The organism is Kitasatospora sp. NPDC030952, from assembly GCF_055571335.1.
This window is the reverse complement of sequence record NZ_JBVIFM010000001.1, coordinates 916,813-938,411: the sequence shown is the minus strand read 5'-3', so window position 1 is coordinate 938,411 and position 21,599 is coordinate 916,813. Positions and strand designations below refer to the sequence as shown.

General features: G+C 71.6%; 18 protein-coding genes and 4 tRNA genes. 8 read left to right on the top strand and 14 right to left on the bottom strand.

Going from position 1 to position 21,599, the window contains the following annotated elements; genetic code table 11:
• Positions 1 to 53 precede the first annotated feature (53 nt).
• Positions 54 to 137: transfer RNA gene (locus tag ACZ47G_RS04345), tRNA-Leu, on the bottom strand.
• A gap of 433 nt (positions 138 to 570) precedes the next feature.
• Here ACZ47G_RS04345 and ACZ47G_RS04340 point away from each other — a divergent pair.
• The 6 genes from ACZ47G_RS04340 (at position 571) to pknB (ending at position 9,064) form a co-directional block, all read left to right on the top strand.
• Complete coding sequence (locus tag ACZ47G_RS04340; protein ID WP_380462263.1) at positions 571 to 1,422, top strand: FhaA domain-containing protein; 852 nt, start codon at positions 571 to 573, stop codon at positions 1,420 to 1,422.
• Between the two features lie 46 nt (positions 1,423 to 1,468).
• Entirely contained in the window at positions 1,469 to 2,023 is a 555-nt protein-coding gene (locus ACZ47G_RS04335; RefSeq protein ID WP_465739895.1) for an FHA domain-containing protein FhaB/FipA, read from the top strand.
• 53 nt (positions 2,024 to 2,076) lie between these two features.
• Entirely contained in the window at positions 2,077 to 3,714 is a 1,638-nt protein-coding gene (locus ACZ47G_RS04330) for a PP2C family protein-serine/threonine phosphatase (RefSeq protein WP_465739894.1), read from the top strand.
• A gap of 136 nt (positions 3,715 to 3,850) precedes the next feature.
• A complete protein-coding gene (locus ACZ47G_RS04325; protein WP_380462268.1) occupies positions 3,851 to 5,254 on the top strand; it encodes an FtsW/RodA/SpoVE family cell cycle protein in 1,404 nt (467 codons plus the stop codon).
• Positions 5,251 to 6,708 carry a peptidoglycan D,D-transpeptidase FtsI family protein gene (locus ACZ47G_RS04320; protein ID WP_465739892.1) on the top strand — a complete coding sequence of 486 codons (1,458 nt, stop codon included), beginning with the start codon at positions 5,251 to 5,253 and terminating at the stop codon, positions 6,706 to 6,708. Before ACZ47G_RS04325 ends, ACZ47G_RS04320 begins: the two co-directional genes overlap by 4 nt.
• Positions 6,709 to 6,961: 253 nt before the next feature.
• On the top strand, positions 6,962 to 9,064 hold the full coding sequence (gene pknB / locus ACZ47G_RS04315; RefSeq protein WP_465739890.1) for a Stk1 family PASTA domain-containing Ser/Thr kinase: 2,103 nt from the start codon (positions 6,962 to 6,964) through the stop codon (positions 9,062 to 9,064).
• Between the two features lie 109 nt (positions 9,065 to 9,173).
• On the opposite strand, the gene ACZ47G_RS04310 is transcribed toward pknB, so the two are convergent.
• The 5 genes from ACZ47G_RS04310 to ACZ47G_RS04290 all read right to left on the bottom strand — a co-directional run bounded on the left by ACZ47G_RS04310 (position 9,174) and on the right by ACZ47G_RS04290 (position 12,894).
• On the bottom strand, positions 9,174 to 9,965 hold the full coding sequence (locus ACZ47G_RS04310) for a class E sortase (protein WP_465739889.1): 792 nt from the start codon (positions 9,963 to 9,965) through the stop codon (positions 9,174 to 9,176).
• A gap of 38 nt (positions 9,966 to 10,003) precedes the next feature.
• Positions 10,004 to 11,149: a class E sortase gene (locus tag ACZ47G_RS04305; protein WP_465739887.1), complete on the bottom strand. Its 1,146-nt coding sequence runs from the start codon at positions 11,147 to 11,149 to the stop codon at positions 10,004 to 10,006.
• A gap of 5 nt (positions 11,150 to 11,154) precedes the next feature.
• Entirely contained in the window at positions 11,155 to 11,817 is a 663-nt protein-coding gene (locus ACZ47G_RS04300) for an aminodeoxychorismate/anthranilate synthase component II (RefSeq protein WP_380461668.1), read from the bottom strand.
• Positions 11,818 to 11,871: 54 nt separating this feature from the next.
• The gene (locus ACZ47G_RS04295; protein WP_030278236.1) at positions 11,872 to 12,051 is read right to left on the bottom strand and encodes a hypothetical protein; all 180 of its coding nucleotides are present in this window, start codon (positions 12,049 to 12,051) and stop codon (positions 11,872 to 11,874) included.
• A 78-nt stretch (positions 12,052 to 12,129) separates the two neighbouring features.
• Positions 12,130 to 12,894 carry a DUF881 domain-containing protein gene (locus tag ACZ47G_RS04290; protein ID WP_465739886.1) on the bottom strand — a complete coding sequence of 255 codons (765 nt, stop codon included), beginning with the start codon at positions 12,892 to 12,894 and terminating at the stop codon, positions 12,130 to 12,132.
• Between the two features lie 167 nt (positions 12,895 to 13,061).
• Between ACZ47G_RS04290 and crgA the strand changes: the two genes are divergently transcribed.
• Positions 13,062 to 13,310: a cell division protein CrgA gene (gene crgA, locus ACZ47G_RS04285; RefSeq protein ID WP_188303014.1), complete on the top strand. Its 249-nt coding sequence runs from the start codon at positions 13,062 to 13,064 to the stop codon at positions 13,308 to 13,310.
• Between the two features lie 351 nt (positions 13,311 to 13,661).
• On the opposite strand, the gene ACZ47G_RS04280 is transcribed toward crgA, so the two are convergent.
• Positions 13,662 to 14,582: a rhomboid family intramembrane serine protease gene (locus ACZ47G_RS04280; protein ID WP_465739884.1), complete on the bottom strand. Its 921-nt coding sequence runs from the start codon at positions 14,580 to 14,582 to the stop codon at positions 13,662 to 13,664.
• Positions 14,583 to 14,784: 202 nt separating this feature from the next.
• Between ACZ47G_RS04280 and ACZ47G_RS04275 the strand changes: the two genes are divergently transcribed.
• Positions 14,785 to 15,489: a DUF5324 family protein gene (locus tag ACZ47G_RS04275; RefSeq protein ID WP_465739883.1), complete on the top strand. Its 705-nt coding sequence runs from the start codon at positions 14,785 to 14,787 to the stop codon at positions 15,487 to 15,489.
• 65 nt (positions 15,490 to 15,554) lie between these two features.
• On the opposite strand, the gene ACZ47G_RS04270 is transcribed toward ACZ47G_RS04275, so the two are convergent.
• The 7 genes from ACZ47G_RS04270 to gyrA all read right to left on the bottom strand — a co-directional run bounded on the left by ACZ47G_RS04270 (position 15,555) and on the right by gyrA (position 21,560).
• Positions 15,555 to 15,627, bottom strand: a tRNA-Ala gene (locus tag ACZ47G_RS04270).
• Positions 15,628 to 15,795: 168 nt separating this feature from the next.
• Complete coding sequence (locus tag ACZ47G_RS04265) at positions 15,796 to 15,924, bottom strand: DLW-39 family protein (RefSeq protein WP_014137031.1); 129 nt, start codon at positions 15,922 to 15,924, stop codon at positions 15,796 to 15,798.
• A 324-nt stretch (positions 15,925 to 16,248) separates the two neighbouring features.
• A tRNA-Ile gene (locus ACZ47G_RS04260) sits at positions 16,249 to 16,322 on the bottom strand.
• A gap of 85 nt (positions 16,323 to 16,407) precedes the next feature.
• Positions 16,408 to 16,484, bottom strand: a tRNA-Ile gene (locus tag ACZ47G_RS04255).
• Between the two features lie 16 nt (positions 16,485 to 16,500).
• Positions 16,501 to 17,874 carry a class I SAM-dependent methyltransferase gene (locus ACZ47G_RS04250; protein ID WP_465739882.1) on the bottom strand — a complete coding sequence of 458 codons (1,374 nt, stop codon included), beginning with the start codon at positions 17,872 to 17,874 and terminating at the stop codon, positions 16,501 to 16,503.
• A gap of 257 nt (positions 17,875 to 18,131) precedes the next feature.
• Positions 18,132 to 18,878 (bottom strand): DUF3566 domain-containing protein, encoded by a 747-nt coding sequence (locus tag ACZ47G_RS04245; protein WP_465739881.1) that lies wholly within the window; start codon positions 18,876 to 18,878, stop codon positions 18,132 to 18,134.
• A 144-nt stretch (positions 18,879 to 19,022) separates the two neighbouring features.
• A complete protein-coding gene (gyrA, locus tag ACZ47G_RS04240) occupies positions 19,023 to 21,560 on the bottom strand; it encodes a DNA gyrase subunit A (protein WP_465740032.1) in 2,538 nt (845 codons plus the stop codon).
• Positions 21,561 to 21,599: the final 39 nt, after the last annotated feature.

The following is a 21,599-nucleotide window of genomic DNA, read 5'->3' as shown; positions in this document are numbered from 1 at the left end:
GGCCGGGACAACGAGAAAGCCCCCCAGATCCGAAGATCTGGGGGGCTTCGCTGTGCGCGAGGGGGGAGTTGAACCCCCACGCCCTTTCGGGCACTGGAACCTGAATCCAGCGCGTCTGCCTATTCCGCCACCCGCGCATGGGTGTTGTCTTCGCTGCCGTCCGTTCCGCGGATCCGCTCGGTACCATGTGGTCCTTCGCGCTTCCCCGGTCCGGCTCCCTTCCGGGCGGCCCTTCCGACGTGGAAAACAGTAGCACGACCTGGGGGGCGGCTCCGAATCCGTTTCCCGGGGAGACCGACCGCCTCCGAACAGGCGGGCGACGAACGCACGAGCGAAGGGCGGCGGACGGCTCCGACGGGCACACCTGGCGTGCCGTACCCGAAATGCGTCACCCTGTGTGTCCGAGCCCACCCCCGGCACCACGCGGTCCGGGAACCGTACGGAAGGGCCGGGCGTGGATACGATCAGTACGGAAGTACCGCAAGTAGGCACGACCGACTCCCCGGAGGACCACTCCTCGGAGGAGGCGGGTCGGCAGGCAGGCGAACGAACCCTGGAAGGGGGTGCCCCATGGGGATGATGAAGAAGTTCGAGCAGCGGCTGGAGGGTCTCGTCAACGGCACCTTCGCCAAGGTGTTCAAGTCCGAGGTCCAGCCCGTGGAGATCGCCGGCGCTCTGCAGCGCGAGTGCGACAACAACGCGAGCATCTGGAACCGCGACCGCACCGTCGTGCCGAACGACTTCATCGTCGAGCTCAGCCCGCACGACCACGAGCGGCTCAGCCCCTACTCGGGGCAGCTCGGCACCGAGCTGGCCGGCATGGTCCGCGAGTACGCCGAGGCCCAGCGGTACACCTTCATGGGCCCGCTCCAGGTGAACCTGGAGAAGGCCGACGACCTGGACACCGGCCTGTACCGGGTGCGCAGCCGCACCCTGGCGGCCGAGGAGCCCCAGCAGTACGCCCCGCAGCAGCCCGGCTACGACCGCCAGCCCGCCGCACCGGCCCCCGGCGCACCGTGGCAGCAGGGCGGCGCCGGGCAGTACGGCGCGCCCCCGCCGCCACCCGCACCCCCCGCGATGCCCCCGGGCCCGCCGGCCGGCGGCAACGTCCGGAACCTCCCGGGCGCCGGCCACGGCGCCTCGGTCCGCCGCTGGATCGAGGTGAACGGCTCCCGCCACCAGATCACCGGCGCGGCCTGCGTGCTCGGGCGCTCGACCGAGGCGGACGTGCGCATCGACGACCCCGGGGTCTCCCGCAAGCACGCCGAGATCCGCCCCGGCACCCCGGCGATGGTCCTCGACCTGGGTTCCACCAACGGCATCGTGGTGGACGGACAGCACACCCAGCGCGCTACGCTCCGCGACGGCTCCCGAATCGTCGTGGGCTCCACCACCATCGTCTACCGGCAGGTCGAAGGGTAGTGTCCGAGTTGTTCGCGCGCCTCGCTCACCGACTGGCGGGACGGTCATGTCAGAGCTGACCCTCACGGTCATGCGGCTGGGCTTCCTGGCCGTGTTGTGGCTGTTCGTCATCGTCGCGATCCAGGTGATCCGCAGCGACCTGTTCGGCACCAAGGTGAACCCCCGCAGCTCCCGTCGCGGTGCCAACTCCGGCGCCGCGTCCAGCGGTGCCGCGGCGGCGACCGCCACGGCACCCGGACGTCCCGCGGCACCCGCCCCCGGCAACGCCGGAGCGGGCCAGACCCAGGGCGGCGGTCGCCGCCGCGGCGGCCCGACCCAGCTCGTGGTCGTCCAGGGCTCGCTGGCCGGGACCACGGTCGCGCTGCAGGGCCAGACCATCACGCTGGGCCGCGCGCATGACTCGACCATCGTGCTGGACGACGACTACGCGTCCTCCCGGCATGCCAGGATCTATCCGGATCAGACTGGGCAGTGGACGGTCGAGGATCTAGGCTCCACCAACGGCACCTATCTGGACCGGCAGCGCCTGACCGCGCCCACTCCGCTCCAGCCGGGCACGCCGATCCGTATCGGCAGGACCGTCATCGAACTGCGGAAGTAGTAGCGCATGAGGGACAGCATCCCGTCCATGACCCAGAGGGGGGCACAGGTCGCATGACCCTGGTGCTGCGCTTCGCCGCCGGCTCCCACAAGGGACTGATCCGGGAGGGGAACGAGGACTCCGGCTACGCCGGGCCGCGGCTGCTGGCCGTGGCCGACGGCATGGGCGGCGCCGCGGCCGGCGAGGTCGCGTCCTCCGAGGTGCTCGGCTCGATCGTCCGGCTGGACGAGGACGTGCCGGGCGCCGACCTGCTGACCCTGCTGGGCGACGCCGTCCAGGGCGCCAACGACCGGCTCCGGCAGATGGTCGAGGAGGACCCGCAGCTGGAGGGCATGGGCTGCACCCTGACGGCCATGCTCTGGACCGGCCAGCGGATGGGCCTGGTGCACGTCGGCGACTCCCGCGCCTACCTGCTGCGCGACGGCTCGCTGGTGCAGATCACCCAGGACCACACCTGGGTGCAGCGCCTGGTCGATGAGGGCCGGATCACGCCCGAGGAGGCCGAGACCCACCCCCAGCGCTCGCTGCTGATGCGGGCCCTGGACGGCCGCGGCCAGGTCGAGCCCGACCTGTCGATCCGCGAGGTCCGGGCCGGCGACCGCTACCTGATCTGCTCCGACGGCCTCTCCGGCCCGGTCAGCCACCAGACCCTCCAGGACACCCTGGGCAGCTACTACTCGCCCGAGCAGACCGTGCAGGAGCTGATCCAGCTCGCCCTGCGCGGCGGCGGTCCGGACAACATCACCTGCATCGTGGCGGACGTCATCGACGTCGGCGCCACGGACACCGCCAGCGGCCAGTTCAACGACGTCCCGGTGGTGGTCGGCGCGGTCGCCGAGACCCCGCCGTCCTCGGCCGCCGCCGACCACTCCATCGCGGACACCCCGGCCGGCCGCGCCGCCGGGCTGGGCCGCGGCCCGCAGGGCACCTTCGGCCCGGCGGAGGGCTACGAGGGCGGCTACGGCGCCGCCCAGGGCGGCTTCGGCCCCGCCGAGGGCTACGAGGGCGAGGGCGAGGGCGGCTACGGCTACCCCGCCGAGCCGTCGGTGTACGGCGCCGAGGAGTTCGACGGGGAGCAGCCCCCCAAGCGCAAGCGCCGGGGCCTGACCGTCTCGCTGGCCGTCCTGGTCACCCTCGGCCTGCTCGGCGGCGCCGGGTACTTCGGCTACCAGTGGACCCAGGACCAGTACTACATCGGCGAGGACGGCGACCACGTCGCCATCTACCAGGGCGTCAACCAGAACCTGGCCGGGCTGAGCCTGTCCTCGGTGCACGAGTCGCACAGCGACGCCCCGCTGAAGTGGCTGCCCCAGGACCAGCGCGCCCAGGTGAACCGGACCATCTCGGTCGGCAGCCTGCAGGACGCCGAGAAGACCATGACCGGCCTGGTGGACTGGGCCAAGCTGTGCCAGAAGGCCGCCACCGTCCCCACCGGGAACGGCGCGGCCCCGCAGGGCACCCAGGCCGCCAAGACCGCGTTCGTGGCCGCCACCCCGACCACCCCGGGCGAGCGGGAGAAGCCCCGCAACACGGCCTCGGCGGCGCCGACCACCTCGCCGACCCCGACCGCCCCGGCCACCTCCGCCCCGACCCAGAACGCCACCCCGCCGGCGGCCGCCCCGACCGAGCAGGCCCAGCCCCCGCTGAGTGACGACGAGCGCAGCCGGGCCGAGTCCTGCCCGAAACCGTGACGTCCGTGATCCGACATAGGCCCGCCCGGAGCGGGCCGGCCGGCCGTCAGGGAGCGGTCACCACGTGAGCAGCTACAACCTGAGCGGCGACACCGGCCGCGCCGGCGGTCGCCGCCGGGCGTCGGCCGAGCGCGTCATGCCGCGGCGGCGCGGCAACACCACCATCTCGCTCCAGGGCGCACCGAACCGGCGCAACACCGAGCTGGCCCTGCTGGTCTTCGCGGTCCTGCTGCCGATCCTGGCGTACGCCAACGTGGGCCTGGCGATGGACGGCCGGATCCCGGCCGGGATGCTCGGCTACGGCCTGGGCATGGGCGCGCTGGCGCTGGTCGCGCACCTGCTGGTGCGCCGCTTCGCGCCGTACGCGGACCCGCTGATGCTGCCGATCGCCACCCTGCTGAACGGGCTGGGCGTGGTGATGATCTGGCGGCTGGACAAGGCGGGCCACCTGCTCAGCGGCAACTTCCCGGCGGCCCGCAACCAGCTGGTCTGGTCCGCTCTCGGGGTCACCCTGTTCATCGGGGTGATGGTCTTCCTGAAGGACCACCGGGTGCTCCAGCGCTACACCTACATCTCGATGGTGGTGGCGCTGGTGCTGCTCGCCGCGCCGGCCTTCTTCCCGGCCCGGGCGGAGGACTTCGGCGCGAAGATCTGGATCCGGCTGGGCGGCTTCTCGATCCAGCCCGGCGAGTTCGCCAAGATCATCCTGACCGTGTTCTTCGCCGGCTACCTGATGGTCAAGCGGGACGCCCTGGCGCTGGCCAGCCGCCGCTTCATGGGCCTCTACCTGCCGCGCGGCCGCGACCTCGGCCCGATCATCGTGATCTGGCTGCTGAGCCTGCTGATCCTGGTCTTCGAGAACGACCTCGGCACGTCCTTCCTGTTCTTCGGCCTGTTCGTGGTGATGCTCTACGTCGCCACCGAGCGGACCAGCTGGATCCTGTTCGGCCTGCTGATGTCGGTCGGCGGCGCGGTCGCGGTCGCCACCACCACCAGCCACGTCAAGGTCCGGATCGACGCCTGGCTGGACCCGATGGCCGCCTTCTCGCCGAACCCGCCCAAGGGTGCGACCGAGCAGATCGGCCAGTCGCTGATGGCGCTCGGCTCCGGCGGGGTGACCGGCTCCGGCCTCGGCCAGGGCCGTTCCTGGCTGATCAACTTCGCCGCCAAGAGCGACTTCATCCTGGGCTCCTTCGGCGAGGAGCTCGGGCTCACCGGCCTGATGGCGATCTTCCTGCTGTACGCCCTGCTGGTGCAGCGCGGCCTGCGCACCGCGCTGGCCGCCCGCGACCCCTTCGGCAAGCTGTTCGCCGTCGGGCTCTCCTCGGCGATGGCGCTGCAGGTCTTCGTCGTGGCCGGCGGGGTCACCGGGCTGATCCCGCTGACCGGGATGACCATGCCGTTCCTCGCGCAGGGCGGTTCGTCCGTGGTCGCCAACTGGGCGCTGGTCGCGATCCTGCTGAAGATCAGCGACAGCGCGCGCCGACCCGGGGTCGAACCGGCCCCGGCCACCGAGGGCCAGGGAGGACCCGCCCGATGAACAAGCCGATCCGACGGGTCTCGATCTTCTGCCTCGTGCTGATCCTGGCCCTGATGGCCCGCACCAACTGGGTGCAGGGCGTCCAGGCCGACTCCTGGGCCTCCAACAAGAACAACAAGCGCCAGCTGTACGACCGCTACGCCCACCCGCGCGGCAACATCATCGTCAGCGGCCAGCCGGTGACGAACTCCGACTTCGTGAACGGCCTGCGCTACAAGTACAAGCGCTCCTGGGTCGACGGCCCGATGTACGCCCCGGTGACCGGCTACTCCTCCCAGGCGTACGGCTCCACCCAGTTGGAGAACCTGGAGGACGGCATCCTCTCGGGCACCGACGACCGGCTGTTCTTCCGCAACACCCTGGACATGCTGACCGGCGAGCAGAAGCGCGGCGGCGACGTCCTCACCACCATCAACGCCAAGGCGCAGAAGGCCGCCTTCGACGGCCTCGGCACCAAGAAGGGCGCGGTGGTCGCGCTCGACCCGAAGACCGGCGCGATCCTGGCGCTGGTCTCCACCCCGTCCTACGACCCGGGCAGCTTCGCCGGCGGCGACTCGTCCGACTCCAAGGCCTGGACGGACCTCAACGCGGACCCGAACAAGCCGATGCTCAACCGGGCACTGAAGGAGACCTATCCGCCCGGCTCGACCTTCAAGCTGGTCACCGCCACCGCCGCGTTCGAGAACGGCAAGTACCAGAGCATCGACGACGCCACGGACACCCCGGACCCGTACATCCTGCCCGGGACCAAGTTCGAGCTGAGGAACGAGAGCCCCAACGAGCGCTGCGGGAACGCCACCGTCAAGGCCGGGATGGACCAGTCCTGCAACACGGTCTTCGCCAAGATGGGCGCGGACCTCGGCAAGGACAAGATGCGCGCGCAGGCCGAGAAGTTCGGCTTCAACAGCACGATCGACACGCCCGTCCGCTCCGAGAAGAGCATCTTCCCGGACAGCCCCAGCCTGGACGGCACCGCCCAGGACTCGATCGGCCAGCACGACACCCGCGCCACCCCGCTCCAGATGGCCATGGTCTCCGCGGCGATCGCCAACAACGGCAGCCTGATGCAGCCGTACCTGGTCGACCAGGAGCGCTCGGCCTCGCTGACCACCATCTCCAAGCACACCGAGAAGCAGTTCTCCCAGCCGATGAGCCCGGCCACCGCGCAGAAGATGCAGGACCTGATGGTCTCGGTGGTCGAGAACGGCACCGGTACCAACGCCAAGATCCCCGGCCTCCAGGTCGGCGGCAAGACCGGCACCGCCCAGCACGGCGAGGACAACGCCGGTCTGCCGTTCGCCTGGTTCACCTCCTGGGCCAAGACCCCGGACGGCCAGTCGGTCGCGGTCGCGGTGGTGGTCGAGGACGGTTCCCAGAACCGCGACGGCATCAGCGGCGGCCGCCTGGCGGCCCCGATCGCCAAGGCGGTGATGCAGGCCGCGCTCGGCAAGTAGGGGCGTGGGTGAGGTGAATGTCACGATCGGCACCCCGGTTCGGATACCGGTCTGATATCGGCCGACGGCTGACTCCGGTCCGGTGCGGTGCGACCGGTAGCGTATCCGCCAGCAGCGGGTGTGCCCGTTGCCGCCCGCGAGACGGCGCACGGCCCGGCCGGAGAACCGGTCACGGCCCGCGCGGCGTCACCCAGAGCGTGCGGGGACACCTACGTCACAACCTCACCGGCGGGTGAGGGAGAGGGTCGGAACTATGGATGAGCCTCGTCGCCTCGGCGGCAGGTACGAGCTCGGCGGCGTCCTCGGACGCGGCGGCATGGCCGAGGTGTACCTCGGCCATGACACCCGGCTCGGCCGTTCCGTCGCAGTGAAGACGCTCCGGGCCGACATGGCCCGGGATCCGTCGTTCCAGGCCCGCTTCCGTCGCGAGGCACAGTCGGCGGCGTCCCTGAACCACCCCGCGATCGTCGCCGTGTACGACACCGGCGAGGACTACATCGACGGAATCTCCATCCCGTACATCGTGATGGAGTACGTCGAGGGTTCGACCCTGCGCGAGCTGCTGCACTCCGGCCGCCGGCTGCTGCCCGAGCGGGCGCTGGAGATGACCATCGGCATCCTCCAGGCCCTGGAGTACTCGCACCGGGCCGGCATCGTGCACCGCGACATCAAGCCGGCCAACGTGATGCTGACCCGGCAGGGCAACGTCAAGGTCATGGACTTCGGCATCGCCCGGGCGATGGGCGACGCCGGGATGACCATGACCCAGACCTCGGCCGTGATCGGCACCGCCCAGTACCTCTCCCCCGAGCAGGCCAAGGGCGAGCAGGTCGACGCCCGCTCCGATCTCTACTCCACCGGCTGCCTGCTCTACGAGCTGCTGACCGTCCGCCCGCCGTTCGTCGGCGACTCCCCCGTCGCGGTCGCCTACCAGCACGTCCGGGAGGAGCCGCAGCCGCCGTCGGTCTTCGACCCCGAGGTGCGGCCCGAGATCGACGCGATCGTGCTCAAGGCACTCGCCAAGGACCGCGACTACCGGTACCAGAGCGCCGACGAGATGCGCGACGACATCGAGCGCTTCCTCGACGGCCTCCCGGTCGCCGCCGCCCAGCAGGCCGCCGCCTACGGCATGGGCGCCGCCGGGTACGGCTACGACCAGAACGGCTACCCGCAGCAGCACGACCCGTACGGCCAGACCAACGTGCTGCCGCAGCAGCCCGGCGGCCCGACCACCATGCTGCCGCAGGCCTCCGGCTACCAGAACGACGGCTACGGCCAGACCTCCGCCGGTGGCGCGGGCGGCCACGACGGCTACGACGACGGCTACGGCCAGGGCGGCGGCCGACGCGCCGACGACCGGCAGAAGAAGAGCAACACCTCCTGGATCGTGCTGGCGGTGGCCGCCGTGCTGGTCCTGGTCGGCACCTTCTTCGTGGCCCAGGCGATGTTCAGCGACAAGGGCACCAAGGACGCCGCGAAGGTCACGGCGCCGAACCTGGTCGGCAAGAGCCTGGCGGACGCCAAGACCGCCGCGGCCGCGGCCGGCTCCAAGCTCGTGGTCACCGAGGGCGACAAGATCGCCTGCCCGGACACCAACATCAAGAAGGACCAGGTCTGCACCCAGACCCCGACGGCGGGCACCTCGGTCTCCGAGGACGCCCACATCACCGTCCAGGTCTCGTCCGGTCCGGCCAAGACCCAGATGCCGACCCTGACCGGCAAGACCAAGGACCAGGCGATGCAGGCCCTGACGGCGGCCGGCTTCACCAACGTCGCCACGCCCGACTACAAGGACGACGACACCGCCCCGCAGGACACCGTCCTCGCCCAGGACCCGGCGGCCGGCACCCCCGCCGACCCCAGCGCCCCGGTCAAGCTGACGATCTCCCAGGGCAAGACCAAGGTGAGCGTCCCGAGCGTGACCGGCGCGCAGAAGGACGACGCGACGACCACCCTGCAGGGCCTCGGCTTCCAGGTCGACACCTCGAAGACCACGCCGACCACCGACCCGACCAAGGTCAACACCGTCGCCTCGCAGTCGGTCGCGCCGAACACCAAGGTCCCGGCCAACACGAAGATCTCGCTGACGATCTTCAAGGCGCAGGACAAGCCGCAGGTCCCGCCGATGCAGAACCAGAAGCTGTCGGACGCCATCGCCGCGCTGTCCAAGGTCGGCCTGCTGTACACCGTGGTCGCCGGCCCGCAGGACCCGAACGCGATCGTCGTCCAGAGCATCCCCGGCGCCGGCACCCAGCTGGACCCGAACACCCAGGTGCAGCTGATGACCCGGCCGGCCGATCCGGCCAAAGGGGGCGACTCCAACACCACACCCCCCGGCAAAGGGGGCAACAACTAAGCCCTTCTTCCCCTGGTTCTGAGCCGGGGAGCAGGGACGGTGAAAGGCCCGAGGGCCCGTCGCGGTGATCGCGACGGGCCCTCGGGCCTTTCACCGGGGGTGCCGCGGGTCAGCGCAGCTCCGGCGGCGGGGTCCGCTTGGCGTCCATGACGTCCACCCGCACCAGGCTCCCCCAGACGGCCATCCGGTACCGCGAGGTGTACACCGGCGTGCAGGTGGTCAGGGTGATGTAGCGGCCGGGGGCGGTGTAGCCGGAGCCGACCGGGACGGGCGCGACGATGCCGGTGTCGTACTTGGACGTCTCCGGCAGGGTGTTGTCGACCTTGTAGACGTACCACTTGTCCTTGGTCTCGACCACGATCGCGGCGCCCTTGTGGACGGCGTCCAGGTCGTGGAACTTGGCGCCGTGGCCGTCCCGGTGGGCGGCCAGCGCGAAGTTGCCCGCCTGGTCCCACGGCATCGCGGCCTTGTAGGGCTGCTCGTACACGCCCGCCACGCCCTCGTCCAGGACGTCGGTGGAGGTGCCCATCCGGATCAGCACCTGGAAGTCCCGGCCCATCGCCGGGACGTGCAGGAAGCCAACGTCGTCCCCGATCGCGGGCGGCGCGACGGCGCCGCCCGGCCCGGCGGCGGCGCCCGTGGGGCCGGGGGTCGGACCGGCCGCCCAGGAGCCGCGCAGCTTGTCCGAGGCGTCCGCCGCGGAGCGGTCCGCCTGCACGTTGGTCCACCACAGCGAGTAGGCCACGAACAGGCCGAGCACCAGGCCCAGGGTGATCAGCAGCTCGCCGAAGACGCCGAGCGCGGCCAGCGCCCGGCTCCGGCCCTTCCGCACCGCCCGTTCGGGCGGAGGGAAGGCCTCCCCCTCCGGATCGGCCGACCGCGCGGTCCCGTCGTCCTGCATCTGCGCTGCTCCCCCTCCGAAACCGGGCCTCCGGGCGGCTACCCGCCCGTGATCGCGGCCGGCTTGCCCTGACTGCGCGGTCGCTCCTCGGTCATCTTGCCAAAGAGGATGAGGCGGTACTTGGAGGTGAACTCGGGGGTGCAGGTGGTCAGCGTGATGTACCGGCCGGGGCCGGTGTACCCGGAGCCGTTCGGCACCGGCTTGATCACGCTCACGTTGCTGGGCGGGGTCTGCGGGATTCCCCCGGTGATCTCGTAGGTGTAGTACCCGGCGGCGGTCTCGACGACGACCTTGTCGCCCTTGCCGAGCTCGTTGATGTAGCGGAACGGCTCGCCGTGGGTGTTGCGATGGGCGGCCAGCGCGAAGTTGCCCGCCTGGTCGCCGGGCATCGCGGTGCCGGGGTAGTGGCCGACCAGGCCCTTGTCGAGCACCGCCGCCTTGTCGGTGCCCTCGGCGATCGGGAACTTCAGCCCCAGCTTGGGCAGGTAGATGATGGCGAAGCCCTTGCCGGGGGCGAACGCCTCCGGCTTGTTCGGATCCGCGGCGGGCTGGCCCGCGCCGGGCGGCTGGGCGTCGAACTGCTGCTCCAGCTGGTCCCGGGCGCTGTTGGCGGCGGCGTCGGCCTGCACGTTTGTCCACCACAGCTGGTACGCCACGAACAGCAGCATCACCAGGCCGAAGGTGATGCACGCCTCGCCGACGAAGCGGGCGGCCACCACCACCGCGGACTCCTTCGGGCGGGCGCCACCGGCGCCCCGGCCCTTCGCCCGGCGCCGGCCGCCGCCCGCACGGACCGAGGTCCGGCCCTGGGCGGCCCGGCGGCGCTCGGCCCGGCCGCCGGTGGCCGGGACGGCCTCGGCGGGCGGCTCGCCGCCGTCGGCGGGCAGCCGCAGCTGGAGGGTCTGGTCAGGGAGCCACGGGTACTCGGGCCCGCCCTCGACGGGCTGCTCGGCCTGCTCGTACACGCCCCAGCCGTCCTCGGGCGCCCCCTGGACCGGCTGCTCCTGCGGGTACGGCCCGCCGGGCTGCGGGGCACCGTACTGCGGAGCGCCGTACTGCTGGGCGGCGGGCTGCCGGGTGCCGTACTGCGGGCCACCCTGCCGCTGGACGCCGTCGTACGGCTGCGGGCCACCGTACGGGCCGGCCTCCGGCTGGTAACGCCCCTCCGGGCGCACCGCGGTCACGCCGCTCAGCCCCGGCCGATCACCGGGGCGAGCCCGGCCGACCGGTCCACGGCCTGCGGGAAGCCGCACTCCGCCAGCCAGTTGGCGAGCATCCGGTGCCCGCCCTCGGTCAGTACCGACTCGGGGTGGAACTGCACGCCCTCGACGAGCAGTTCACGGTGCCGCAGGCCCATGATCACGCCGCTCGCGGTCCGGGCGGTGACCACCAGCTCGTCCGGCACGGTGGCCGGGTCGACGGCCAGCGAGTGGTAGCGGGTCGCGGTCAGCGGCGAGGGCAGGCCCTCGAACACCCCGCCGTCCTCGTGCTCGACCGGCGAGGTCTTGCCGTGCAGCAGCTCCGGCGCCCGGCCGACCACCGCGCCGTAGGCGACCGCGATCGACTGCAGGCCCAGGCAGACGCCGAACACCGGCAGCCCGATCCCCGCGCAGTGGTGCACCATCTCGACGCAGACCCCGGCCTCCTCGGGCGATCCGGGCCCGGGGGAGAGCAGCACCCCGTCGAAGCCCTCCTCCCCCGCACGGCGGACGGCGTGCTCGACGGTCACCTCGTCGTTGCGCACCACCTCGCAGGTGGCACCGAGCTGGTACAGGTACTGGACCAGGTTGAAGACGAAGCTGTCGTAGTTGTCCACGACCAGGATGCGGGGCGGGGTCGACTGGGTGGTCATGCGCGCGTGGTCTCCGTGGGATGCGGTGCTGGGGGGAAGTTCCGGGCCCGCCGGTCAGCCGGCCGAGGCGCCGTCGCCGCCGTCCACTGTGACGTCGCCGAAGGGGAGCAGCGGTTCCGCCCACGGGAAGACGTAGGTGAAGAGGAGGTAGACGATCCCCAGGATCAGGAGCAGCGAGATGACGGCCCGGACCAGGGTGTTCCCCGGCAGGTGACGCCAGATCCAGCCGTACATGGTGCTCCCTCGAGGTAGCGGACTGGGGTCAAGAGTAGACCCGGGATCAACGGCCGTGAGGCCGGTCCGCCCTTGCCGCTACTGCTGTCCGCCCGCCGAGCGCAGTTCGGTGGTGCCGGAGTATCCGGGCAGGGTCAGGTCCCCGCTCTCCTGGACCTTCCAGCCCAGGCCGTACGCCTGGACGTACTGCAGGTAGTTGCGGATCGTCGGGTCCGCCTCGACGGCCGACCGCAGGGCGTCCGTCTTCCCCACCGCCTTGACCACGTACGGCGGGGAGTAGACCCGGCCCTGGAGCAGCAGGGTGTTGCCGACGCAGCGCACGGCGCTGGTGGAGACCAGCCGCTGGTCCATCACCTGTACGCCCGCCGCGCCGCCCCGCCACAGCGCGTTGACCACGGCCTGGATGTCCTGCTGGTGGATGACCAGGTCGTTGACGCCGGGCTCGGGGACGCCGGGGATGCGCGCGGTGGCGTTCGGCGGGGCGTCGTTGAGGGCGACGGTCAGTCCGCCGCCCTGCAGCGGCTCCAGGGCCGCGCCGAGCCGCAGGCCGTCCAGCTGGGCCGCGTCGGCGGGGTCGTGGCCCTGCTGCTCGGTGAGCTGCTGCGCGCGGGCCTGGAGGTCGGCCAGCTGGGCCTGCGCCTGCTGGTTCTGCGAGCTGCGCTGGCGGATCACGTCGCCGAGGCTCAGCAGCGAGTTGTCGGTCCGGAGGTCGGTGCCGCGGGCGGTCTGGGCGCTGATGTAGAAGAGCAGACCGGCGAGCGCGAACACGGCGCAGGTCAGGGCACGTCCGACATTTCGGGTGCCGGAGCGGCGGGTAACGGCCTTCCCGGGGGGAATCGACAAATTAGTCACCGTACCCTTATCTCCTTGAGACCCGCCGAGCCACTACGCTAACGGACGCCGGTGGCAGCCGGGGGAGCGGTCCCAGAGCGCTCTCCACGTCCGTCCGTCGGCTCTCAACCCGCTGCACCTCTGCGCGGTCTCACAGCGCATCGACAGGAGAGCTCCTCGTGCCGAAGTCTCGACTCCGCAAGAAGTCCGACTACACCCCGCCGACCACGGCCGTGGTGAAGATCAGCTCGGGCCGTAGTTGGGTCGCGCCGCTGATGCTGGCACTGTTCCTCATCGGCCTGGTCTGGATCGTCACGTACTACGTGACGAGCGGCAGCTACCCGGTCGAGAGCTGGCGGAACTGGAACATCCTGGTCGGCTTCGGCTTCATCGCGGCCGGGTTCGGCGTCTCCACCCAGTGGAAGTGACGCCACCCGCGTCCTGAGGCTCGATTTCGGGCCATGTCCGCCGCTCCGGATCGCGGGTCCCGGAGCGGCGGTTCGGCGTGCCCGGATCCGGGTCGCGGCACGGTCGGCCGCCCGCCATCAGACCGTCCGACCATCACACCGTCAGGCTTATCCACATGGTTATCCACACTGGGGAAAAGTCCCCACAGCCTGTGGATAACTTTCCCGCTCCGGACCGTCCACAGCTGTGCACAACCTCCCGGACGGGCGGGAATCGCACAGCAGGACACGCGTAGAACAACAGTCCACAGCCGGGTCGGCGCACAGCCTGTGCACAACCCCCCACCCGCTGTGGACAAACGTCCGGGGTCGTCAGGCGCCGTAGAGGGCCGTCCCGGCCAGCAGCAGCCCCGCCTCCAGGGCCAGCGCCCCGACCAGCGTCAGCGCCTGGACCACGCCACGGCGCTCGCGCGGGGCGTACATCAGGCCGAAAGCGACCAGGACGCCGATCACCAGCCCGCCGATGTGCGCCCGCCAGTCGATGCTCGGCCCGACGCCCCCCGGGCCGCCCCTCGCCCCGGAGAAGGTGACCACCAGGTTGAAGACCAGGAAGGCCACCGCCGGGGCCAGCGGGCCGCGGTCCCGCAACTGCATCAGGATCGTGGCGCCGATCAGGCCGAAGACCGCCCCCGAGGCACCGAACGAGTTCACCCAGTCGCCGGCCACCAGGAAGGTGAAGGTGCTGCCGCCCAGGCCGGCCAGCAGGTAGAGGGCCAGGAAGCGCAGCCGGCCGAGCGCCTCCTCCAGCGGCGGGCCGAGCCAGAGCAGCACCAGCATGTTCAGCCCGATGTGCCACCACTGGAGGTGCAGGAAGGTGGCGGTCAGCAGCCGGTACCACTGCCCCGGGCCGTCCGCGACCCCGTACGGGCCGCCGGCGTGCGCCCGCCCGGCGCTGACCAGGGCCCAGACCTCGCCCAGGCGCGGGACGAGCACATAGGCGGCCAGCACCCAGACGACCAGGTTGATCCCGACCAGCACCCGGGTCACCAGCCCGCCGTCCAGGCTCGGCGCCCCGCCGAACCGGGTGGTCGCCCGCCGCGCACCGGCGTGCCCCTCGCCGACGCACTCGGGGCACTGGAAGCCCACCGAGGCGGCCACCATGCACTGGGGGCAGATCGGCCGTTCGCACCGGGTGCAGGAGATCCCGGTGGTCGTCCGCGGGTGCCGGTAGCAGCCGGGCGGCTCGGCCTCGGGGGCGCGGTCCGTGGACGGTCGCGGCTCGTCCGGGAGCATCAGCGGCTTCCCCTTCCCTGCCCGGTCACCGAAGCCGCCAGCCTACTGCGGCGCCCCGCCCCGACGGCCGGCCTTCCACCCCCGGCCCTCCCCGCGAACCCCGCGTACGGCCCATCTCGGCGTGCCGGTGGACAAATCGGCATGCATGATCAGCATTCAGGTGGATATGTGCATATAGGACGCCACCCAGGAGGAGAGACTCGTGAGCTTTTCGGACTCGGCCCGTGACACCGCCACCAGGACCCGGGACACCGCCGCACAGTTCGCGGACGGCGCCAAACAGCGCCTCGGGCCCGCCCTGGACGCCCTCGGCCCCAAGGCCAACCAGGCCGCCCACCACCTCCGTGTCCACTACGACAAGCACCTCGCCCCGCAGTTCGGCCACGCCTTCGCCAGCCTGCCGCCGGAGGCCCAGGAGAACGCCCTGAAGGCCCTCCACCGGGCCCAGGAGGCCGCCCTGGCGGCCCGCCTCTCCGCCGCCCGCGCGGCCGACCAGGCCCGCACCACGGTCGGCCCCAGGGTCGCCCTGGCGGTCGAGGAGGCCCGCGCGGCGGTCTCCCCGGTCGCGCACGAGGCCCAGTCCCGCGGCGCCGCCGCGCTGACCGCCCTCCACGGCAATGTCAGCTCGGCCGAGATCAGCGAACTGGCCGCCCGGAACGCGAAGCGGCGGCAGCGGTGCGGCGGCTGGTCCACCGGCCTCGTGGTGGTCGGGGTGCTGGCCGTCGGCGGCGGCCTGGTCGCCTGGCAGTGGTGGCGCCGGCACAGCAACCCGGAGTGGCTGGTCGAGCCACCGGCCCCGCAGTCGCCCCAGCCGGCCGGCGCGACCGCCGCCCCGGTGAACGGCGTCACCCCCGAGGACGCGGCCGGATCCGCGGAGCCGTCCGACGACGACCGCCCGCAGTCCTAGCGCGGGCCCGGAAACGCCGAACGGCGGCCGACCTGGAGAACAGGTCGACCGCCGTTCAGGCGCTGTGGAGCATAGGAGACTCGAACTCCTGACATCTGCCTTGCAAAGGCAGCGCTCTACCAACTGAGCTAATGCCCCTCGACGGCACGGCGCGTGCCAACGGGCACTAGCGTACCGGGTTCCGGCGTGATTCCGAGAGCCGTCCCCCTGGGGGAACCGGCCGGTCCGATCGAAGGAACGGGCCGACCGGTTCGGGAGGCGCGGTCAGCGCCTCCGAAGACCGTCGATCGTGTGATCGCCAGGGGCTCAGCGACCGGCCGGAACCGGGTCGGTGGCCTCGGTCCACAGGTCCTGCTCGGCGCGGTCCGCCTGGACCTGACGGTAGACAAAGAAGCCGCCGAGGGCGACCAGGGCGACCAGGAGGAGCTTCTTCACCGCGGGACCTCGTCCTTCTTGCGTTGGCGGACTCAAGAGCCGGTGCTCCGGCCGGACTGACCGGGCCGACGAGTCCAGATGTGTTTCGAGCGCGAACGGGCTGCCGGGTGCCAGACTGCCCTTGCGGCCGATGATACACACCGGTGTCCCAATCGTGACCAGCCACCGGTGCCGTCAACCCGGCGGTCCGGTCCGAGGATTGACGCCGCACCTCCTGTCGTACGGATCGTCCGCACGCGGTCCGCCCGGGAAGCCCTCGTCGGAGCCGGTCCACCGGGGAACGCCGAAGGGCCCGGAGTGATCACTCCGGGCCCTTCGGGGCGGTGGGCCTAACAGGACTTGAACCTGTGGCCTCTTCCTTATCAGGGAAGCGCTCTAACCGTCTGAGCTATAGGCCCTCGCTGCACACCAGAGCGTACCGGAAGCCGCCCGATCCGCGAAAACGCCGAAGGGCCCGGAGTGATCACTCCGGGCCCTTCGCGGTGGTGGGCCTAACAGGACTTGAACCTGTGGCCTCTTCCTTATCAGGGAAGCGCTCTAACCGTCTGAGCTATAGGCCCTTGCCGCACTGAAAGATTAGCGGACCGACCGCCGATCCCCCAAATCCGTTCCGGCCGGGGTCGCGGCGATGACCTCGGCGGCAGGGCGCACCAGCCACTCCTCGCGGGTCGGCGGCAGGCCCGATCCGCCCTCCTCGGTGCTGCGGACGGCCAGGACCTGGTTGACGCCGATCCGGTTCTGCTCGAAGGCCAGCGCGGAGGCGGCCATGTACAGCCGCCAGACCCGGGCCCGGCCGAGGCCGACCAGCCGGACCGCCTCCGTCCAGTGCGCCTCGAGGTTGGCCACCCACTCGCGCAGGGTCAGCCCGTAGTGCTCGCGCAGCGCCTCGACGTCCCGGACCTCGAAGCCGGCCTCCTCCAGCCGCGCCACGGTGGACCCGACCGGGGAGAGCTCGCCGTCGGGGAAGACGTAGCGGTCGATGAACGGGCTGGTGCGGTGCGGCTCCCCCGGGTGGTCGGGGCGGCGGGCGATCTGGTGGTTGAGCAGCCGGCCGCCGGGGGCCAGCAGCCGGTACAGGCCGTCGGCGTAGACCCGGTACTGCTCCTCGCCGACGTGCTCGGCCATGCCGACGCTGGAGATCGCGTCGAAGGGGCCGTCGGTGATCTCCCGGTAGTCCTGGAGCCGGACCTCGACCCGGTCGGCCAGGCCGGCCTCCTCGATCCGGGCCCGGGCCAGCGCGACCTGCTCCTTGGAGATCGAGACGCCCACCGCGGTGACCCCGTAGTGCTCGGCCGCGTGCAGCAGCAGCGAGCCCCAGCCGCAGCCGACGTCCAGCAGCCGCATCCCGGGCCGCAGGCCGAGCTTGCGGCAGATCAGGTCGAGCTTGGCCTCCTGGGCGGCCTCCAGGCTCTTCGCCTCGGGCGTCCAGTAGGCGCACGAGTAGACCATCGAGGAGCCCAGCACGAGGCCGTAGAAGTCGTTCCCGACGTCGTAGTGGTGGCTGATGGCCGCGCGGTCCCGGCCGCGGCTGTGCAGCCGCCCCTGGGCCCGCCGGACCTCCTCCGGGGGCGGGGTGGGCTCAGGGCCGACCGCCCCGGCCCGGAGGACGGCGGCGAGCACCCGGCGGCCGTCGGCGCCGAGCACCTCGCGCGGCCCGAGGGCCATGGTGCGGATCTCCGGCAGCTCGGCGAAGCGGGCGACCGCGGAGAGCGTCTCGTACAGGTCGGTGCCGGGGGCGAGGTCCAGGTCCCCCGCGACGTAGGCCCGGGCCAGGCCCAGCTCGTTGGGCTGCCAGACCAGCCGGCGCAGCGCCCGGCGGTTGCGCAGGACCACGGTGGGCGCTCCGGGCGGCCCGGCGACGCTGCCGTCCCAGGTCTGCACCCGCAACGGGATCGGGATGCCCAACAGCCCTTCCAGGGCCTCGACCAGTTGACCTGCGAGCTTCGCCACCGCGCGCCTCCGTCCAGCCGTCCTGTGGAACCTCTCCTGACCCGGTCGACCGACCGGGGCGGCCTGCGGCACTCCCAGGGGCGGGAACGGGCGGCGTCCAGCTAATCCCACCGCGGGCGGCCCGTTTCCGGGCGGCACGCCGCGGGCTGCCGGTGTCACCCGAATGCCGACGGGCCCCGCAGGCTGCAACAGCCTGCGGGGCCCGTACATTCCGTCTGCGGACAGCGAACTGACCTGGGGTCAGGATCCGGCCGGGATCAGTCCTCCTCGGCCAGGGTCAGCTCGACGCCGCCGGTGAAGCCGGCCGCCGCGTTGTAGATGAACGCGGAGAGCGTGGACAGCGCGGTCAGCAGGACGACGTCGACCACGGCGATCAGCGTGGTGAACATCATGACCTGGCCGAAGCCGATGTAGTCCATCAGGTTGAGCTGGCTGCTGGCGTTGTCCGCGCCGCCGCCGGTGACGTCCTTGAGCGTCTTGGTCAGCGAGTCGAAGACGCCGAGCGAGTCCAGCGTCATCCACAGCACGGCCGAGGCCACGATGATGATGATGCCGACGGCCAGCGACAGCAGGAAGCTGACCTTCATCACCGACCACGGGTCGACCTTGGTCACCCGCAGCCGGGCCTTGCGGGTCCGGCCGAGGCCGCCGCCGACGGTCGCGGGGCCGCCGGCGGGGCGGCGCGGCGCGCCGGGCACCGGGGTGCCGCCGGGCGGGGTGTTGCCGCCGGTCCGGGTGCCCCGGGGCGGGGTCGGCTGGCCCTTGGCGTACGTGGTCGGCTGCGAGAAGCCGCTCTGTCCGGCAGCCGGGCTGCCGGACGGGGGCGGGGTCTGGCCCCCGTAGGTCGCACCGGCCTGACCCGCTCCGCCGACCGGCGGCATCAGCGAGGTGGACGCGGCCGAGTGCTCGGTCGGCGGCTGCCCCGGCACGCCGTACGACCCCCCGCCCTGCGCGCCCGGACGGCCGCCGGAGGGTCCTCCCGCAGCACCCGTGGCTCCACTCACCTGGTCCTCCCGCACTTCCCACCAGGGCGGCGCCCTGATCCGTCACTCGTCATCCAGCGCCCGGCGGGATTGCCCGGTACTGGTCGGCGTCCGGTGCCGCCGCGTCCTCTCTCTGGACGCGACGGCACCGGTCTGCGGTTCGGTTCAGACCTCGGCGTCGCCGCCGACCGCCGTCCCCGTACCCTCGGCCGTCTCGGTGGACTCGGTGCCAGCGACCTCGTCCTCCGCCGTCTCCTCGTCCTCGGCCTCCGCGTTGCGGGCCATGCCCACGACCGCGTCGCGCTTTCCGAGGTTGATCAGTTGGACGCCCATGGTGTCACGTCCGGTTTCACGAACCTCGGAAACCCTCGTGCGGATCACCCCGCCCGAGAGGGTGATCGCCATGATCTCGTCGGTGTCGTCGACCACGAGCGCGCCGACCAGCGAGCCCCGGCCCTCGACGATCTTCGCCGCCTTGGTGCCGTAGCCGCCACGTCCCTGGACACGGTACTCGTCCACGGCCGTTCGCTTGGCGTACCCGCCGTCCGTGGCGGTGAACACGTAGGTACCCGGACGGACGACGTTCATCGAGAGCATCTCGTCGTCCTCGCGGAACGCCATGCCCTTGACGCCGGAGGTGGCGCGGCCGGTGGGGCGCAGCGCGTCGTCGGTCGCGGTGAAGCGGATCGACTGGGCCTTCTTGGAGACCAGCAGCAGGTCGTCCTCGGAGGAGACCAGCTCGGCGCCGATCAGCTCGTCGTCCTGGCCCTCCTCGTCCTGGCGCAGGTTGATCGCGATCAGGCCGCCGGAGCGCGGGGAGTCGTAGTCCTTCAGCGCGGACTTCTTCACCAGGCCGGCCCGGGTGGCGAGGACCAGGTACGGCTTGTCCTCGTAGGTGCGCACGGCCATCACCTGGGCGATGTGCTCCCCCGGCTGGAAGGCCAGCAGGTTGGCCACGTGCTGGCCGCGGGCGTCGCGCCCGGCGTCCGGGAGCTCGTAGCCCTTGGCGCGGTAGACCCGGCCCTTGTTGGTGAAGAACAGGATCCAGTTGTGGGTCGTCGTCACGAAGAAGTGGTCGACGATGTCGTCCTGCTTCAGCTGGGCACCGCGCACGCCCTTGCCGCCGCGCTTCTGCGAGCGGTAGAGGTCGGAGCGGGTCCGCTTGACGTAGCCGCCACGGGTGATCGTGACGACGATGTCCTCCTCGGCGATGAGGTCCTCGATGGAGAGGTCGCCGTCCGAGGGGATGAGGGTCGAGCGGCGCTCGTCGCCGTACTTCTCGACGATCGCGGCGAGCTCCTCGGAGATGATCTCGCGCTGGCGGGTCGGCGAGGCCAGGATCGCGTTGTACTCGTCGATCTTGCGCTGCAGCTCGTCGTGCTCGTCCATGATCCGCTGGCGCTCCAGGGCGGCCAGCCGGCGCAGCTGCATCTCCAGGATCGCGTTGGCCTGGAGCTCGTCGATGTCCAGCAGGCCCATCAGGCCGGTGCGGGCGGCGTCGGCGCTGGCCGAGGCCCGGATCAGCGCGATGACCTCGTCGATCAGGTCCAGGGCCTTCAGCAGCGCGCGCAGGATGTGGGCGCGCTCCTCGGCCTTGCGCAGCCGGAAGGTGGTGCGCCGGACGATGACCTCGACCTGGTGGTTGACCCAGTGCCGGATGAAGGCGTCCAGCGACAGGGTGCGCGGCACGCCGTCGACCAGGGCCAGCATGTTGGCGCCGAAGTTGGTCTGCAGCTCGGTGTGCTTGTACAGGTTGTTGAGCACGACCTTGGCGACCGCGTCGCGCTTGAGCACGACCACCAGGCGCTGGCCGGTGCGGGACGAGGACTCGTCCCGGACGTCGGCGATGCCGGCGATCTTGCCGTCCTTGACCAGGTCGGCGATCTTCAGCGCGAGGTTGTCCGGGTTGACCTGGTACGGCAGCTCGGTGATCACCAGGCACTGGCGGCCCTGGATCTCCTCGACCTCGACCACGGCGCGCATGGTGACCGAGCCGCGGCCGGTGCGGTAGTAGTCGTCGATCCCGCGGCGGCCGACGATCAGCGCGCCGGTGGGGAAGTCGGGGCCCTTGATCCGCTCGATCAGGGCCTCCAGCAGCTCCTCGGCGGAGGCCTCGGGGTTCTCCAGGTACCAGAGCGCGCCGGAGGCGACCTCGCGGAGGTTGTGCGGCGGGATGTTGGTGGCCATGCCGACCGCGATGCCGGTGGCACCGTTGACCAGCAGGTTGGGGATGCGCGCGGGCAGGACGGTCGGCTCCTGCGAGCGGCCGTCGTAGTTGGGCGCGAAGTCGACGGTCTCCTCGTCGATGTCGCGCATCATCTCCATGGCCAGCGGCATCATCTTGCACTCGGTGTAGCGCATGGCCGCGGCCGGGTCGTTGCCCGGGGAGCCGAAGTTGCCGTTGCCGTCCACCAGCGGCATCCGCATCGACCACGGCTGGGCCAGCCGGACCACGGTGTCGTAGATCGAGGTGTCACCGTGCGGGTGGTAGTTGCCCATGACGTCGCCGACGACGCGGGCGCACTTGTAGTAGCCCTTCTCGGGCCGGTACCCGCCGTCGTACATCGCGTAGAGCACGCGGCGGTGCACCGGCTTGAGGCCGTCGCGGACCTCGGGGAGCGCCCGGCTGACGATCACGCTCATCGCGTAGTCGAGGTAGGAGCGCTGCATCTCGGTCTCGAGCTCGACCGGCTCGATCCGCATGGTCGCCTGGGCGGTGGCCTCGGCGGCCTCGGGGGTCTC

Excerpts from the sequence above, each read along its gene's own strand:
- ACZ47G_RS04340 (WP_380462263.1), top strand. The coding sequence starts at position 571 with ATGGGGATGATGAAGAAGTTCGAGCAGCGGCTGGAGGGTCTCGTCAAC.
- ACZ47G_RS04335 (WP_465739895.1), top strand. The coding sequence starts at position 1,469 with ATGTCAGAGCTGACCCTCACGGTCATGCGGCTGGGCTTCCTGGCCGTG.
- ACZ47G_RS04330 (WP_465739894.1), top strand. The coding sequence starts at position 2,077 with ATGACCCTGGTGCTGCGCTTCGCCGCCGGCTCCCACAAGGGACTGATC.
- ACZ47G_RS04325 (WP_380462268.1), top strand. The coding sequence starts at position 3,851 with ATGCCGCGGCGGCGCGGCAACACCACCATCTCGCTCCAGGGCGCACCG.
- ACZ47G_RS04320 (WP_465739892.1), top strand. The coding sequence starts at position 5,251 with ATGAACAAGCCGATCCGACGGGTCTCGATCTTCTGCCTCGTGCTGATC.
- pknB (WP_465739890.1), top strand. The coding sequence starts at position 6,962 with ATGGATGAGCCTCGTCGCCTCGGCGGCAGGTACGAGCTCGGCGGCGTC.
- ACZ47G_RS04310 (WP_465739889.1), bottom strand. The coding sequence starts at position 9,965 with ATGCAGGACGACGGGACCGCGCGGTCGGCCGATCCGGAGGGGGAGGCC.
- ACZ47G_RS04300 (WP_380461668.1), bottom strand. The coding sequence starts at position 11,817 with ATGACCACCCAGTCGACCCCGCCCCGCATCCTGGTCGTGGACAACTAC.
- ACZ47G_RS04295 (WP_030278236.1), bottom strand. The coding sequence starts at position 12,051 with ATGTACGGCTGGATCTGGCGTCACCTGCCGGGGAACACCCTGGTCCGG.
- ACZ47G_RS04280 (WP_465739884.1), bottom strand. The coding sequence starts at position 14,582 with ATGCTCCCGGACGAGCCGCGACCGTCCACGGACCGCGCCCCCGAGGCC.
- gyrA (WP_465740032.1), bottom strand. The coding sequence starts at position 21,560 with ATGCGGATCGAGCCGGTCGAGCTCGAGACCGAGATGCAGCGCTCCTAC.